Below are 13891 nucleotides of genomic sequence, written 5' to 3' on the forward strand. Positions count from 1 at the left end.
GCCACCGGGAATGGGTTGTTTGAGGGTTGATTGCCCTTGGGAACCTCTTGCTGCACCGCACCAAAGAAGAGAGTCGGATCGATGCGACGCCTTCCGCCGCTCACCGCGATAGAAGCCTTTGTCCAGGTCGCCCGCCTGGGCTCGATCAAGGCCGCCGCCGAGGAACTGGCGCTGTCCTCGCCCGCGCTCAGCCGGCGCGTGCAGGCGCTCGAGCGCTTTATCGGCAAGCCGCTTTTCGAGCGGCGGCACCAGTCGCTGCGGCTTAACGACGATGGCGATCGGCTGCTCAGCCTGATCGCGCCGGCGCTAGACACGATGACCGACGCTATCGAGACCATGACCAGCGGCAGCGAACTGCTGCGGCTGCGCCTGGGCGTGCTACCGCTCTATGCGACGCAGCAACTGTTGCCGCGCTTGCCGGAACTGAAGCAGCGCCACCCCGAACTGCATCTCGACGTCGATACGGGCAGCCACGGCATGGCCCGACTGGGCGACGGCCTCGACGCGGCGATCGTCATCGCCCGCGACATCGACCCCGGCTATTATTCGCGGCGGCTGGACCGCAACCGCGTGCACGTCATCGGCGCGCGGACACTGGTGGAGGGGCCCAATCCGGTGCGCGATCCCACCGACCTTTCGCGCCTTACCGCGCTGGTCCACCGCGAAATGCCCGAGACCTTTACCGCCTGGCGGATGGCAGCCGGTTATCCCGATCTGGAACCGGCGGCGATCGACCTGTTCGATTCGGGCAATCTGATGCTCGAAGCGGCGGCCCAGGGGCTTGGGGTCGCCTTCATGCTCGAATCGCACTACCAGTCCGCTCGTGACGAGCGGCTGGTGCAGCTGTTCGACCTGACGGTGGAAAGCCATTACAGCTACTGGTTCGTCTGTCGTCCCCGCGCGCTCACGCTTCGGCCGGTACAGATTTTCCACGACTGGCTGATCTCGGCGATGGGGGCGGATCTTCTGGATATGCCGCAAGGCTGACCCTGCCTCTTTGGGCAAAGTCAATGGAATGCCGCGGCAGGATCGCCTACATGGGGCCCATGTCGACGCTCAACGCCGTCCTGATCTTCTTCGCTACCGTGCTGGGCATGGAGTTGTTCGCCTATGCGGCACATCGCTGGATCATGCATGGGCCCGGCTGGTTCCTGCACGAAAGCCACCATCGCCCGCGCACCGGCAATTGGGAGCTGAACGATCTGTATGCCGCGATCTTCGCGGTGCCGTCCTTCGTGCTCCTCCTGGGCGGCGTCCAGCTCGGCTGGTGGCCAGGCTATACCTGGATCGGCGCGGGCATCGCTGCCTATGGTGCGATCTATTTCGGCTTCCACGACCTTATCGTGCACAAGCGGATCCGGCACCGGTACATTCCGCGGTCCAGCTATATGAAGCGGATCGTTCAGGCGCACCGCCTGCATCACGCGGTGAACACGCGCGAAGGCACGGTGAGCTTCGGTTTCCTGTACGCGCCCAAACCAGAGGACCTGAAGGCCCAGCTGCGCAAGAGCGGCGCGATCGTCCAGCGGGTGACCATCCCGGATTGAGCCTTTCTCCGGATTGACGGAGGGCCGCCCCGAACCCACATTTCGGGCCTATGGAACAGCTGAATCTCCCCGAATCCGAATGGCGGAAGCGCCTCACCCCCGAGCAGTTCCACGTGCTGCGCGAAGCGGGCACCGAACGTGCCTTCTCGGGCCGTTACAATGACAACAAGGCCGACGGCATCTATCGCTGTGCCGCCTGCCAGCTCGAATTGTTCGACAGCGTCGACAAATATGACTCCGGATCGGGCTGGCCGAGCTTCACCCAGCCGGTCGCTCCGGATCATGTTTCCGAACATGCCGATACCAGCCACGGCATGCGCCGGATCGAGGCGCGGTGTGCGCGGTGCGACGGACATCTAGGCCATGTTTTCCCCGACGGGCCGCCGCCGACGGGTCTGCGCTACTGCATGAATTCGGTCAGTCTCGAGTTCCGACCGCGCGCTGCGGGCGCATCGGCCGCCTGATCCTTGTGGGAAGCCCCGCGAGCCTGTAATCGACCACGCCGTACATGGCCGTGAAATCGAAAACCGCAGCTGCGCCCTGGTGGCGCCGGGGCTCCTTCTGGAAGAAGTTCTTCGTCTGGTCGCTGATAAGCGGCGTGACGTTGGCGCTGATCGCCTTCGTCTCGCTCGCGATCGCGGTCTATTCGGCGCGGTCGACGCTGCCGAGCTTCGACCAGATGAAGTCGTCGCCCAACGGCCAGATGATCCGCGTCCATGCGGTGGACGGCACGGTGCTGGTCTCTCTCGGGCCGAGCTATGGCGAGTGGATCAAGTACGACCAGATCCCGCAGGTGATGAAGGACGCGATCATCGCGACCGAGGATCGCCGCTTTGAATCGCACTGGGGTGTCGACCCCATCGGCGTGCTCCGCATCCTGTGGGTCGCCAAGCGACTGCATGACGAGGGCCGCCGCCTGCAGGGCGGATCGACCATCACCCAGCAGGTGGCGCGCACGATCTTTCTCTCGAACAAATACAGCGTCGGCCGCAAGATTCGCGAGGCGATCCTGGCGCTGGCGCTGGAGCGCAAATTCTCCAAGCAGGAGATTCTCGAGCTTTACCTGAACAAGGTCTATTTCGGCGGCGGCGCCTATGGCATCGACGCGGCGAGCCGCAAGTTCTTCGGCCATTCGGCGACCAATCTCACGCTGGGCGAATCCGCGATCGTCGCGGGGCTGGTGAAGGCGCCGTCGCACTACTCGCCCACCGCCGATGCCGAAGCCGCGGTCGATCGTGCGACGGTGGTGCTGAAGGTGATGGCGGAAGCCGGCAAGATCAGCGAGGCGCAGGCCAACGCGACCGATCCGCACGCCGTGCAGCTAGCGCCCGAGCCGAAACAGAACAGCGTCCGCTATTTCACCGACTGGGCGTTGCCGCAGCTGGAAACCCTGATCGACGAGACCGAGGCGCCGCTCGACGTGTGGACGACGCTCGACCTCAACATGCAGCGCAGCGCCGACCAGGCGATCCGCGCCAATGCCCCGGATGGCGCGCAAGGTGCGCTGGTTTCGATCGATCGTGACGGCGCAGTGCGGGCGATGGTGGGCGGCAAGGACTATGTGTCGTCGATCTACAATCGTGCGACCCAGGCGCAGCGCCAGCCAGGTTCGTCGTTCAAGCTGTTCGTGTATCTCGCCGCGCTGGAAGCCGGACATAAGCCCGACGATATCGTGGTCGACGAGCCGGTGACGATCGACGGCTGGAGCCCGCGCAACGATTCGCGCCGCAACAGCGGACCGATCACGATCCGCACCGCTTTCGCCTATTCGGTCAACACGATCGCGGCGAAGCTCGGCCAGGAGGTGGGCTTCACGACGGTGGCGGACATGGCGAAGCGGTTCGGCATCACCACGCCGATCAACACCCAGCCGGCGATGGTGCTCGGCACCTCCAACGTCCGCCTGATCGACATGACCCGCGCCTTCGCCTCGGTAGGCAACAACGGCGTGGCGGTGACGCCCTATGGCATCACCCGCGTCACCGCGAACAACCGCGTGATCTACCAGCACGAGGTGGACACCAGCCACGTGCTGGTTGCCAACTATGTCGCGGCGCAGATGATCGATCTCATGCAGACGGCGGTGGCAACCGGCACCGGTCGCGCCGCGCAGATCGGGCGGCCGGTGGCGGGCAAGACCGGTACCACGACCTCGAACAAGGACGGCTGGTTCATCGGCTTCTCCAGCGGTCTCACCACCGGCGTGTGGATGGGCCGCGATGACGCCAAGGTGGTGCCGGGCCTGCAGGGCGGTCGTGCACCCGCACGCGCGTTCCACGACTTCATGATCCAGGCGGTCGCCAATCGCCCGATCGAGCAATTCGAAACGCAGCTGACCCCGCCGGACAACATGCTGGAGCCCGACGAGGATGCCTATGGCGCCCCCGACAACGGGATGATGGTCGACCCCGACGGCAACCCCATCGCACAGCCCCCGCAGGTGCCGGTGGAACCGCAGGACGGCGAAGACATGGATGCCGCCCCCGCACAGCCGGGTGGCCGCCCGGCACCGGTCCAGCAACAGGGCGACAAGCTCGATCGCGACTGGATCAATCGGATGACGGGGCGCGCGCCGGGCCAGCAGCAGCAACCCGGCCGCCCGCCGCAACGACAGCCGGCGCAGCAGGATCGCCAGCGACCCAACGACGAATATTGACGATCGCCTGGGAGCCTCCGCTCCCGTCGTCCGGGAGGGCGGCACGCGGGCGGAAGGCTATTCCCGCCCGAACCAGTGCAGGCTGGAACCATGGTTGCGCAGCCAATGCCGGTGCGGTGTAGGGTCCGCACCGTAGAGCTGCTCTACCAGCGCATGAAAATCGGGGCCGTGATTCATGTGCACCCGGTGTGCCACCTCATGCGCCACCGTTGCCCGACGCACTTCGCTCGGCGCGAGGATCAGCCGCCAGCTGTAGCGAATTACCCCCGTCGATGCGCAGCTGCCCCAACGGCTGCGCGCGTCGCCAATCGCGACCTTGGTGACCCGCACGCCGGCCCGCACGGCATAGTGCGCCGTCTCTTCGCTCAGCACCCGCAGCGCCTCCGCACGGAGCCAGCGTTCGACGCGGCGGCCCAAGCCCTCCGCAGAGCCGCCGCAGAGCAGCTGGTCGCCCTCGCGTCGAACCCCGCGCACGCCGGCGGCGGGCCAGACGATCGTCAGCTCGCTGTCGCCGAACGGCAGACGTGCGCCGGGCACGAACGGACGTCCGCCCGGCAGGCGGTCGCGCTGGGCAGCGATCCAGCCCTGCTGTTCGCCCACCCATTGCATGGCCTTCGCCAGCGAGGCGCGCGGCGGGAGTGTCAGGCGCACCTTGCCGTCACGGGGATCGATCGCGAGCCGCATCCGCCGGGCGCGGGGATGGCGGATTACTTCGAGCCCTTCGATCAAAGGCGACGGTCCGTCATATGATGCTCAAGATCGCCTGCGTCATCCTCGGAGATGGTCCAGCCGCGCGTCGATTCGCCCGCCTTGTGCACCGCCTCCCGGTCGCCCGACACGAGATAATGCCACGCCGGCAGTTTCTCGCCATTGGCCCGCAGCCGATAGGCGCAGGTGCTGGGCAGCCATTCGATGTCGCGCACATTGCGCGTCGTCAGCCGCACGCATTCCGGCACATAGGCCCGACGGTGCTTGTAATCCTTGCAGAGCCCCATCCGCCGGTCGAGCAGTTTGCAGGCGACGTTGGTCGCGAACAGCTCTCCGGTTTCCTCATCCTCCAGCTTGTGCAGGCAGCATTTGCCGCAGCCGTCGCACAGGGCTTCCCACTGCGCGCGATCCAGGGCCTCCAGCGGCAGATCTTCCCAGAATTTGATGGTCAATGCACCCAATGCTCAAGCTCGGCGACGATCGCCGGGGGATCCTTCTCCAGCGGCAGGCTGGTAATCGGCTTGCCGTCCGGGCCCATCAGATAGGCCACTTCGGTATGGCCCATCAGATAGCCCGACGGTGTCGGCTCCTTCATATAGGCGACGGCATATGCCTTCGCCACCTGCGCGATCGCTTCCGGCTTGCCGGTGAGACCGATGAGGCGCGGGTAGAAGTTGCCGACATATTGCTTGAGCTGCGCCGGCGTGTCGCGTTCGGGATCGACGGAGATGAACAGCGGCACGATCTTCTGCGCCGTCCGGGGCGCCTGCTTGTCCAGCGTGCGCAGCGCCGCGCCTATCTTGGTCAGGTCCGTGGGGCAGATGTCCGGGCAATAGGTGTAGCCGAAATAGACGATGCGATACTTGCCGGCGAAATCGGAATCGGTGACGGCCTTGCCGTCCTGGTCGACAAGCGAGAAGGGACCGCCGATCCGCGCGCCGGCCAGCGGTGGCGCCTCGCTGCCGCCCGTGCCGCATGCCGACACCGCCAGAAGCGCGACGCAGCTCAACGCCCGAAACATGCTGTTCATGGTATCCATCGTCACTCTTTGCTACGGGAGACGCAGCATCCGTCGCCAGTATCGAAGGTACCGACCCAGCAATGACGTTCCGTCTCGCCTCCGCCGCCGCCGCGGCCCTGTTTCTCCTGCCGCTTCCGGCGCTCGCCCAAGGCATGGGCCAACCGCGCGAGAGCATCCAGTTCCTCGATGCGATCCGTAAGCAGGACGGGAACAAGGTCAACGAGTTCCTGCGTGACAAGTCGGCGTCGATGATCAACGTGAAGGATCCGTACGGCACCGGCGAGGCGGCGCTGCACATCGTCGTGAAGCGCCAGGACCCGACCTATCTCTCGGTGCTGATCAACCAGCCGGGGGTGAATGTGAACATCCAGGATCGCGAGGGCAACACGGCGCTGATCTTCGCCGCCGGCCTGGGCTGGGGTCCCGGCGTCGACGCACTGCTCGCCAAGAAGGCCAATGTGAACTTGGCGAACAATGGCGGCGTGACCCCGCTGATCCGCGCCGTGCTGGCCCATGATCCGGAAATCGTGAAGAAGCTGCTCGACGCGGGTGCGGACCCGGACCGTGCCGATTTCGGCGGCGGCCTTTCCGCGCGGGAATATGCCAAGCGCGAAACCCGCTATCCGACGATCGCGAAGATGCTGGCCGATGCACCCAAGGTCGGCCGCGCGCCCACCGCCGCCGGGCCGAAGCTCTGAACGATCTGAACGCTCAGAACCCGTCGGCGACGTCGGGATCGAGCATGCCCAGCAGCCTTCGCCCCGCACGCCGGGCGAAGGCGAGCGTGGCCTTACGCCGCGCCTGAGCGGACAAGGGAATCGTCGCCGCCTCTCGCGCAACCGCCGCGTCGTAGCGATCGGCGACGATCAGCCCGGTACGTTCCGGTAGGAAATGGGGCTGATCAAGCGGTCGCAGGTCGAACCCCTGCGGTACTGCCCAGAAGAAGCGGTCACAATGGCCAAGATATTCCTGCCATTTGCCGTCGCCGAGCAGATCCGCGCGCGATACCTTGATCTCGACGATGACGATGTTGCCGCGAGCATCCAGCGCCATCAGGTCGACGCGCCGGCCGCCCTCCAGCGGCACTTCGGCGATTGCCACGCAATCGTGGCGGAGCAGCATCCTGCAAACGCCCCGTACCACGTCGGCAGAGACCATCGCGTCCGCTTCTGGAGGAAGAGTCGGGGGCAGGGGCTGATGCGCGTTCATCGAGAGAATATAGAACATTCAGCGAACACAAAAAAGCCGCCGAATCGCTCCGGCGGCTTTTGATACAGCGATCGGCCGAACCGATCAGCGATAGAAGATATGGTTGCCCACGGTCGCGATCGAGGCGCGGCCGAGATTGGCGTTGGCATACCGCGCATGGAAATACAGCGCGTCACCGGCCGGGCTTTCCCAAAGATTCTTGCGGGCCACCTGGGCCACCGCCAGGGCCCGACGCCACTGGGCGTTGGCCGGCGGGGTGGGCAACTTGCCGTGACGCACGAACGAAAACTGGCCCTTCTGGGTGACTACCGAGCAGACCGAGCCCGGGAAACGGCCCGAGGTGCTGCGATTCAGGATCACGTCCGCAACGGCCAGCTGACCCGACAGCGGTTCGCTGCGCGCTTCGAAATAAATACCGGTGGCGAGGCAGCGCAAATCGCGATCCTCTTCGAGCGCGGCGATGTCCTCTTGCGCGGCTACCGCGTCCGAGAGGGTGGCATATTCCGGGCTGGTATCGTTGTCATCGTCAGCTTCCTGCTGCTCGACCGCTGCCTGGGGCGCGGGAACCTGCTGCGAAGCAAGGACGTTCTGTACCTGAGCCGGTGCCGACTGCACCGTCGCCTGAAGCTTCGCTTCCTGCTGCGGGAGCGGGCTCAGGTTGAGCGTGGCGGCATTCGCTAGTGCGCCAGCGCAAAAAGTCACAGCTGCGAAAGTCGCAGCCCGTGGCAGAAACTTCATTTCAAATCTGTATTGTGCGGTTGGCGTGCGATCGGCCGCTGCTCGCAGGGAGACTGGACCGCCGGACTAACCCCCCGACTGCGTAACCGATCGACTTCACACCCCGAACGGCACAACGCGAATGAACGTGGAGATCCCTTTCGCGGGCGAGGCCCGGAGTGTCAACAAAGGTTCATCGTTTCAGCGGCGAACCGTTCGGCGCCTGCGATATCCAGTTCAACGACCCATAGATCGGGGTCGCGCTCGCGCCGCCGCCGCCAATAAGCGCTGGCTTCCGCCTCGTCGACCATTTCCCTGGGTCCGGAGGGTAGGAGCGTCGGCGTTCCATCGGGGCCGATGCCCCGTTCGACGAAGCGCGGGTTCGCGCCGCGATCCAGCAGCAGGAGCAGGATTGCACCCGAAGTAGCATCCCCCTTGGCCAGCACCATCGCCGACCCGGCGGCAGCATCGGCCCGTCGCACCAGCGCACTCGCCAGCATCGCGCTGGTCAGCCGCGGGGTCATGCGGTGCGATAGCCGGGCAGGGTGGCGAGCGCGATTCGCGAGCGCATGAAGGTACCGGTACCGCGCGCCGCTTCCTCGCCATGCGCGTCGATCAGCCGCGCCTCGGCGACGAACACCCGGCGCTGGCCACTCACCCAGCGGCCCTCGGCGATCACCGGTCCCTCGGGCAGCGGTCTGGTCAGCAGCAGGTTGAAGGCGGTGGTCAGCAGGAAGCGATCGGTGACCAGGCTATTCGCTGCATAGAAGGCGGCATCGTCGAGCATCTTGAAATAGCTGGTGCCGTGGGTCGCCCCGGCGGCGTGGAAGTAGCGCGAATCCACGTCGAAGCGGATGCGCGCGATCCCCGCCTCGGGAATCTCGAGCACCGAGGGGAAGAGCTGGTTGATCGGAGCCGCGGCGTAGAGCGATTCGAGCGCCCGGTAATGCGCCTCGGCACCCGTCGGCGCCGATTCAGGCGGCGTCACGCGCCTCGACTCCGGTGAGCAGCACGTAGAGCGCATCCTTCGAGCCCGCGCCGCGCAGCTTCTCCGCGAACGGCCGCTCACGCAGCCGCCGCGATACCGAGGCCAATGCCTTCAGATGGTCAGCCCCGGCATTGGTCGGCGACAGCAACATGAACACGAGGTCCACCGGCAGATCGTCGACCGCGCCGAAATCGAGTGGCTGCTCCAGCCGGGCGAACACGCCGCACACGCGCGGCAGGTCGTCCAGCCGCGCGTGTGGGATGGCGATTCCGCCGCCGAAGCCGGTGGAGCCCAGCCGCTCGCGCTCGGCCAGCCGCTCGGCGACCAGCTTGGCTTCGACCCCGTAGGTCGCCGCCGCACTGGCACCAAGCTGCTGGAACAGCGCCTTCTTGTTACCCGCGGTCACGCCGGCGAGCACCGCCTCCGGCACGAGCAAATCGCTCAGATCAGTCATCAACTCGTTCCAAAGAAGCGGTGCTGCCCGCAGGCGGCCTGGCCTTACGCCGGTGCGCGGTTGGGCTCAACCCAGCCAATCGTTCCATCCCCACGACGATAGACCATATTATAGGCCCCCGTGCCGCTGTTGCGGAACAGCAGTGCGTTCGTATTCCGCAAGTCGAGCATCATCACCGCGTCCGAAACCGTGGCATCCGGCACGTCCACCCGCGTCTCTGCGATCACCAGCGGTGCATCGGCGACTTCTTCCTCGTCGCGCGCTTCCTGGAACAGGGTGTAGCCGGCATTGTCGAAGCCATTGTCATAGGCCCCACCCTCGGCCAGCGCGATCACTTCGGTCGGGCGTCGATCCTTGAGGCGTCGGACATAGCGGCGGAGCTGCTTGTCGATCCGGTCTGCCGCGCCGTCGAAGGCGCCATGCGCTTCCATGCCGCTGTTGGTCGCCTTGAGCACCAGCCCCTGCGTCACGTGCATCACGATGTCGCAGGTGAAGCCGTTGTCGTGCGGCCCCTTGCCGAAGGTGATCTGCGACGAGATGGCGCGGGAGAAATATTTGTCGGCGATACCCTGGACCCGATCCGTCACCTGCGTCTTGAGCGCTGCGCCCGTATCGACCTGATGCCCCGAGATCCGGATATCCATAATGTACCTCCACTTCGCAATTAGGGACGAGCGACCTAGGGCTGCGCCGGAACCGCGTCGATTGTGGGAACACCCCATAGCGGCTCGTCCAGGGACTTCAGAAACGCTGCGTGCCGTTCAAGTTCCAACGGACTCGCGGTGAAACGTCGCGCGGGCCGGACGTGTACCCGAGTCGGCGCCTCGGCGACGGTCTCCGGCATCACCGGCACTTCCTCCGCCAGGCCCAACGTGATCTGGCGGCCACCGGTAAGCTCGACATAGACCTGCGCCAGCAGTTGCGCATCGAGCAGGGCGCCGTGCAGCGTACGTGCGCTGAGATCGACCCCGTAGCGGCTGCATAGTGCATCGAGCGTGTGCTTCGCACCGGGATGCTTGGTGCGCGCGAGCACCAGCGTGTCGACCATGCGGCTCAGGTCGACGAGCGGCCGGCTGCACTTGCCGAGCTCGCCGTTGAGGAAGCTAAAGTCGAACCCGGCATTATGCGCGACCATCGGCGAATCGCCGATGAAGGCCAGAAGATCCTCGACGACATCCTCGAACAGCGGCTTGTCGGAAAGGAATCGCTCGGACAGACCGTGGACGTTGAACGCCTCCACCGGCATCGGTCGCTGCGGATTGATGTAGGCATGGAAATGGTTGCCGGTGGCAACCCGGTTCACCAGCTCGACACAGCCGATTTCGACGAGGCGGTCTCCGCCTGAGAAGCTGAGTCCCGTCGTTTCGGTGTCAAACACGATTTCCCGCATGAAGCGCTTATCCACCCGCAGGCGGCGTGAGGCAAGCGATGACCGTGCGTACGCAATCTTCCGTAACCTGCAGGCCTTCGCCGGTGGGAATCACAAAATCGGCACGGGCGCGCTTTTCCGCGTCGGGCATCTGGCGGGCGAGAATGGCATCGAAGCGTTCGGCGGTCATACCAGGACGAGCGAGGACGCGGTCGCGCTGCACCTCGGCCGGCGCGGAGACGACGGCGATCTTGTCGACATGCCGCCAGCCGCCGGCTTCGAACAGCAAGGGTACGTCGAGAACGACCAGCGGCGCGTCGGCATGCGCGGCCAGAAACGACTCGCGTGCCTCGGCGACGGCGGGGTGGAGGATCGCCTCGAGTCGGGCGAAGGCGGTGGGGTCGGCCATCACCGCCTCGCGCAGCAGCGTGCGATTCACGCCTAGTTCGGTGGTCGTGTCCGGAAACTCGGCCTCGATTGCCGCCACCGCCGCACCGTTCGGGCCCTGGAGCTGGTGGACGGTTGCGTCCGCATCGAACACCGGCACCCCGTCGGCGGCGAACATTGCCGCGACGGTCGACTTGCCCATGCCGATCGAGCCGGTGAGGCCCAGCACGATCGACCGCCTGCTCATGCGGTGAGCAGCGCGCGCAGTTCCTCGTCGCGGTCGCGCGGGGGCTCGGCGCCGAAGAAGAGCTCGAAGGCGAGCGCGGCCTGCCCGACCAGCATTTCGAGCCCGTCGACCGTATCCAGCTCGCGGTCCCGCGCCTGGGCGAGCAGCGGCGTCTCCAGCGGGGCGTAGACGATGTCGTACACCACCGCATGCTCGGGCAGCGGATCGAGATCCAAGTCAAGCGGGGGCTGGCCGTCCATGCCGAGCGGACTCGCGTTCACCAGCAGGTCGGCAGCGGGCAGGGGGGCGCCGATCGGCAGCGCATCGCCTTTCACTCCGAAGCTGGAAAGCAACGCGGCGGCCTTCAGTACGTTGCGGTTGAGGATGGTCACCCGGCCGATGCCGACCCGCGACAGCGCGAACAACACCGCACGCGCCCCGCCGCCGGCGCCGATGACCACCGCATGGCGGCCTTCCAGCTCCAGCCCGGCGATCGGCGAGAAGAATCCGCCGGCATCGGTATTGGTACCGATCAGCGCGCCGTCCTCGCCGCGGATGACGGTGTTCATCGCGCCGATCGTGTTCCGTACGCCGCCCGGATCGCCGACAAGGTCCATCACCGCCAGCTTGTGCGGGATGGTGACGTTGCAGCCGCGCCAATCGCCATTGTCCTTGGCGCGGGCGAAATAGCCGGCAAGGTCGTCGCCCAGCACATGGGTGCGGCGATAATCGCCTTCGATCCCCAGCGCATCGAGCCAGAATTTGTGGATGATCGGCGATTTGGAATGGGCGATCGGATCGCCGATCACCTCGGCATAGCGAGTCACTTGGGCATCACTCCCCGGGTGCGCAGATAGTCGAGTATCGGCAGCAGCGGCATGCCGAGGATGGTGAAATGGCTGCCCTCGGTGCGGCTGAAGAGCTGCACGCCCGGGCCCTCGATACGGAAACAGCCGACACAGCCAGCTATTGCCGGCCATTCGAGGTCGAGGTACGATTCGATGAACGCCTCGCTCAGCGGGCGGACGTGCAGCCGCGCGCGATCGACGTGCCGCCACACCGGGCGGCCACCCTCCGCGATCACCGCTGCGCTGAAAATGTCGTGAGTCTTGCCCGACATGCGCTGGAGATGATCGCGCGCCTGTTCGCGGCTCTCGGGCTTGTCGAGCAGGCTGCCATCGTCGAGCGCGACCAACGAATCGCCGCCCAGCACCAGCGCCTGCGGGGCCATCCGCGAGACCTTGAGCGCCTTTAGTTCGGCGAGCGCATCGGCGAGATCACGGGGGCTCGTACCCTCGGCGAGCAGCGATTCCTTGGCGCTTGCTTCATCCACCAAGGCCGGCAACGCCTCGTGCACCACGCCCGCGGCATCGAGCATCGCGCGACGCGAGGCGCTCTGGGAGGCGAGAACGAGAGTCGGCATTATCGGCGGTCCATTTCACGATCGTTGCACAGCTGGATGATCGCGGCGGCTGTTTCCTCGATCGAACGCCGGGTAACGTCGATCACCGGCCAGCCATTGTCGGCGAACATACGGCGCGCGAAGGCGATTTCGCGCTGTACCGCTTCCTGATCGACATAGTCGGTCTCCGGCGCCTGGTTGAGCGAGAGCAGCCGGTTGCGGCGGATCTGCACCAGCCGATCGGCGCTGGTGGTGAGCCCGACGATCAGCGGCCGTTGCAACTGAAACAGCTTGGCCGGGGGCGGGGACTCCACCACCACAGGAATGTTCGACACCTTGTAGCCGCGATTGGCGAGATAGATCGAGGTCGGCGTCTTGGACGAGCGCGACACGCCTGCGAGCAGGATGTCGCTCTCTTCCCAATCCTCCCAGCCGATGCCGTCGTCATGCGCAATGGTGAACTGGATCGCATCGACCCGGGCGAAATAGGCCGCGTCGAGCATATGCTGCCGCCCCGGCCGGGCCTTGGCTTCCTGGCCGAGCAGGTTGGACAGCGCATGGCTCACCTGGTCGAGCGGCGCGATCGCCGGCAGGCCCAGCGCGCGGCAGCGCGTCTCCAGCATGCGGCGGATGTCGCGATTGACAAGCGTGTAGATGACCAGCCCCGGATTCTGCGCGATTTCCTGCAGGATGCGCTCGAGATGCGCTTCGCTCCGCACCATCGGCCAGAAATGGCGCAGCGGCTCGACGTCGTCGAACTGCGCCAGCGCCGCCTTGGCGATATTTTCCAGGGTCTCACCGGTGGAGTCCGAGAGCAAATGGAGGTGCAGCCGCATCAGGCTGGGGACCGATCTGTGCATAACATGGCGAACAAGCGGTAGCGTAACCCGGTCACCCGGCCAACCCGCCGAGATTCGGGATTCGCCGCGTGATTCGTCCACAGCGGCGTCCCCAGCTTGTACTTTCCATTCACAGCCTGTGAGTCTTGTGGACAGATTTCCCGAATCCGTGCGATTCCGGATAGCCGCAGGAGTCAAATTGTTGGCAACTGACTCACATCGCCATAAGCCCCGGCTTTCACCGGCCAACAGACTCCAACATCCTGAGAATCGAATCTTATAGTAGTGGGGATCCCGGCTCTGACTCTTCGTGCACCCAAGCCGCTGCTCGCGACCCTCCAGGGGACTCGCCAGCCCATTCCGCCCGT

Annotated in this window: 19 protein-coding genes; 5 read left to right on the plus strand and 14 right to left on the minus strand. The window is 65.6% G+C overall.

Annotation, left to right across the window (positions count from 1 at the left end; all coding sequences use genetic code 11):
• Positions 1–81 precede the first annotated feature (81 nt).
• The 4 genes from A7X12_RS22080 to A7X12_RS22095 are packed head-to-tail and all read left to right on the plus strand — an operon-like array spanning position 82 to position 4203.
• A complete protein-coding gene (locus A7X12_RS22080; RefSeq protein WP_064313608.1) occupies positions 82–987 on the plus strand; it encodes a LysR substrate-binding domain-containing protein in 906 nt (301 codons plus the stop codon).
• Between the two features lie 59 nt (positions 988–1046).
• Positions 1047–1547 (plus strand): sterol desaturase family protein, encoded by a 501-nt coding sequence (locus tag A7X12_RS22085; protein WP_064313609.1) that lies wholly within the window; start codon positions 1047–1049, stop codon positions 1545–1547.
• A 50-nt stretch (positions 1548–1597) separates the two neighbouring features.
• Entirely contained in the window at positions 1598–2011 is a 414-nt protein-coding gene (gene msrB / locus A7X12_RS22090; protein WP_064313610.1) for a peptide-methionine (R)-S-oxide reductase MsrB, read from the plus strand.
• Between the two features lie 44 nt (positions 2012–2055).
• A complete protein-coding gene (locus tag A7X12_RS22095; protein WP_064313611.1) occupies positions 2056–4203 on the plus strand; it encodes a transglycosylase domain-containing protein in 2148 nt (715 codons plus the stop codon).
• 57 nt (positions 4204–4260) lie between these two features.
• On the opposite strand, the gene A7X12_RS22100 is transcribed toward A7X12_RS22095, so the two are convergent.
• From A7X12_RS22100 to A7X12_RS22110, 3 genes are read right to left on the minus strand one after another with little or no spacing between them, the layout of a single operon-like run.
• Positions 4261–4932 carry a M48 family metallopeptidase gene (locus A7X12_RS22100; protein WP_064313612.1) on the minus strand — a complete coding sequence of 224 codons (672 nt, stop codon included), beginning with the start codon at positions 4930–4932 and terminating at the stop codon, positions 4261–4263.
• On the minus strand, positions 4929–5372 hold the full coding sequence (locus tag A7X12_RS22105; protein WP_064313613.1) for a YcgN family cysteine cluster protein: 444 nt from the start codon (positions 5370–5372) through the stop codon (positions 4929–4931). The genes A7X12_RS22100 and A7X12_RS22105 overlap by 4 nt, the downstream gene beginning before the upstream one ends.
• Positions 5360–5941: an SCO family protein gene (locus A7X12_RS22110; protein WP_064313650.1), complete on the minus strand. Its 582-nt coding sequence runs from the start codon at positions 5939–5941 to the stop codon at positions 5360–5362. The genes A7X12_RS22105 and A7X12_RS22110 overlap by 13 nt, the downstream gene beginning before the upstream one ends.
• A gap of 71 nt (positions 5942–6012) precedes the next feature.
• Between A7X12_RS22110 and A7X12_RS22115 the strand changes: the two genes are divergently transcribed.
• Positions 6013–6630, plus strand: coding sequence for an ankyrin repeat domain-containing protein (locus A7X12_RS22115; RefSeq protein ID WP_064313614.1), 618 nt, complete (start codon positions 6013–6015; stop codon positions 6628–6630).
• A gap of 13 nt (positions 6631–6643) precedes the next feature.
• Here A7X12_RS22115 and A7X12_RS22120 read toward each other — a convergent pair whose 3' ends face one another.
• The 11 genes from A7X12_RS22120 to A7X12_RS22170 form a co-directional block, all read right to left on the minus strand.
• Positions 6644–7141, minus strand: a complete 498-nt coding sequence (locus tag A7X12_RS22120; RefSeq protein ID WP_064313651.1) for an MmcB family DNA repair protein — start codon at positions 7139–7141, stop codon at positions 6644–6646.
• Between the two features lie 84 nt (positions 7142–7225).
• Positions 7226–7879, minus strand: a complete 654-nt coding sequence (locus A7X12_RS22125; protein WP_064313615.1) for a cell wall hydrolase — start codon at positions 7877–7879, stop codon at positions 7226–7228.
• 161 nt (positions 7880–8040) lie between these two features.
• Positions 8041–8382 (minus strand): DUF1491 family protein, encoded by a 342-nt coding sequence (locus A7X12_RS22130; RefSeq protein WP_064313616.1) that lies wholly within the window; start codon positions 8380–8382, stop codon positions 8041–8043.
• Entirely contained in the window at positions 8379–8882 is a 504-nt protein-coding gene (locus tag A7X12_RS22135; RefSeq protein ID WP_064313617.1) for a PaaI family thioesterase, read from the minus strand. Before A7X12_RS22135 ends, A7X12_RS22130 begins: the two co-directional genes overlap by 4 nt.
• Complete coding sequence (locus A7X12_RS22140) at positions 8833–9300, minus strand: PTS sugar transporter subunit IIA (protein WP_064313618.1); 468 nt, start codon at positions 9298–9300, stop codon at positions 8833–8835. Before A7X12_RS22140 ends, A7X12_RS22135 begins: the two co-directional genes overlap by 50 nt.
• 44 nt (positions 9301–9344) lie before the next feature.
• Positions 9345–9944, minus strand: coding sequence for a ribosome hibernation-promoting factor, HPF/YfiA family (gene hpf, locus A7X12_RS22145; protein WP_064313619.1), 600 nt, complete (start codon positions 9942–9944; stop codon positions 9345–9347).
• Between the two features lie 35 nt (positions 9945–9979).
• Complete coding sequence (gene dnaQ / locus A7X12_RS22150) at positions 9980–10690, minus strand: DNA polymerase III subunit epsilon (RefSeq protein ID WP_064313620.1); 711 nt, start codon at positions 10688–10690, stop codon at positions 9980–9982.
• Between the two features lie 7 nt (positions 10691–10697).
• Entirely contained in the window at positions 10698–11303 is a 606-nt protein-coding gene (gene coaE, locus A7X12_RS22155; RefSeq protein WP_064313621.1) for a dephospho-CoA kinase, read from the minus strand.
• The gene (gene aroE / locus A7X12_RS22160) at positions 11300–12109 is read right to left on the minus strand and encodes a shikimate dehydrogenase (RefSeq protein WP_064313622.1); all 810 of its coding nucleotides are present in this window, start codon (positions 12107–12109) and stop codon (positions 11300–11302) included. The genes coaE and aroE overlap by 4 nt, the downstream gene beginning before the upstream one ends.
• The gene (locus A7X12_RS22165; RefSeq protein WP_064313652.1) at positions 12106–12660 is read right to left on the minus strand and encodes a Maf family protein; all 555 of its coding nucleotides are present in this window, start codon (positions 12658–12660) and stop codon (positions 12106–12108) included. The genes aroE and A7X12_RS22165 overlap by 4 nt, the downstream gene beginning before the upstream one ends.
• Before the next feature lie 44 nt (positions 12661–12704).
• Complete coding sequence (locus A7X12_RS22170) at positions 12705–13520, minus strand: pyruvate, water dikinase regulatory protein (protein WP_198162148.1); 816 nt, start codon at positions 13518–13520, stop codon at positions 12705–12707.
• Between the last annotated feature and the right edge of the window lie 371 nt (positions 13521–13891).

The organism is Sphingomonas sp. TDK1 (assembly GCF_001650735.1).
Classification (GTDB): domain Bacteria; phylum Pseudomonadota; class Alphaproteobacteria; order Sphingomonadales; family Sphingomonadaceae; genus Sphingomonas.

What these genes read in the sequence shown, in the direction of transcription:
- A7X12_RS22080 (WP_064313608.1), top strand. Translation starts at nt 82, where the DNA reads ATGCGACGCCTTCCGCCGCTCACCGCGATAGAAGCCTTTGTCCAGGTC.
- A7X12_RS22085 (WP_064313609.1), top strand. Translation starts at nt 1,047, where the DNA reads ATGTCGACGCTCAACGCCGTCCTGATCTTCTTCGCTACCGTGCTGGGC.
- msrB (WP_064313610.1), top strand. Translation starts at nt 1,598, where the DNA reads ATGGAACAGCTGAATCTCCCCGAATCCGAATGGCGGAAGCGCCTCACC.
- A7X12_RS22095 (WP_064313611.1), top strand. Translation starts at nt 2,056, where the DNA reads ATGGCCGTGAAATCGAAAACCGCAGCTGCGCCCTGGTGGCGCCGGGGC.
- A7X12_RS22110 (WP_064313650.1), bottom strand. Translation starts at nt 5,941, where the DNA reads ATGAACAGCATGTTTCGGGCGTTGAGCTGCGTCGCGCTTCTGGCGGTG.
- A7X12_RS22115 (WP_064313614.1), top strand. Translation starts at nt 6,013, where the DNA reads ATGACGTTCCGTCTCGCCTCCGCCGCCGCCGCGGCCCTGTTTCTCCTG.
- A7X12_RS22120 (WP_064313651.1), bottom strand. Translation starts at nt 7,141, where the DNA reads ATGAACGCGCATCAGCCCCTGCCCCCGACTCTTCCTCCAGAAGCGGAC.
- A7X12_RS22125 (WP_064313615.1), bottom strand. Translation starts at nt 7,879, where the DNA reads ATGAAGTTTCTGCCACGGGCTGCGACTTTCGCAGCTGTGACTTTTTGC.
- A7X12_RS22130 (WP_064313616.1), bottom strand. Translation starts at nt 8,382, where the DNA reads ATGACCCCGCGGCTGACCAGCGCGATGCTGGCGAGTGCGCTGGTGCGA.
- A7X12_RS22135 (WP_064313617.1), bottom strand. Translation starts at nt 8,882, where the DNA reads ATGCGCTCTACGTGCTGCTCACCGGAGTCGAGGCGCGTGACGCCGCCT.
- A7X12_RS22140 (WP_064313618.1), bottom strand. Translation starts at nt 9,300, where the DNA reads ATGACTGATCTGAGCGATTTGCTCGTGCCGGAGGCGGTGCTCGCCGGC.
- hpf (WP_064313619.1), bottom strand. Translation starts at nt 9,944, where the DNA reads ATGGATATCCGGATCTCGGGGCATCAGGTCGATACGGGCGCAGCGCTC.
- dnaQ (WP_064313620.1), bottom strand. Translation starts at nt 10,690, where the DNA reads ATGCGGGAAATCGTGTTTGACACCGAAACGACGGGACTCAGCTTCTCA.
- coaE (WP_064313621.1), bottom strand. Translation starts at nt 11,303, where the DNA reads ATGAGCAGGCGGTCGATCGTGCTGGGCCTCACCGGCTCGATCGGCATG.
- A7X12_RS22165 (WP_064313652.1), bottom strand. Translation starts at nt 12,660, where the DNA reads ATGCTCGATGCCGCGGGCGTGGTGCACGAGGCGTTGCCGGCCTTGGTG.
- A7X12_RS22170 (WP_198162148.1), bottom strand. Translation starts at nt 13,520, where the DNA reads ATGCGGCTGCACCTCCATTTGCTCTCGGACTCCACCGGTGAGACCCTG.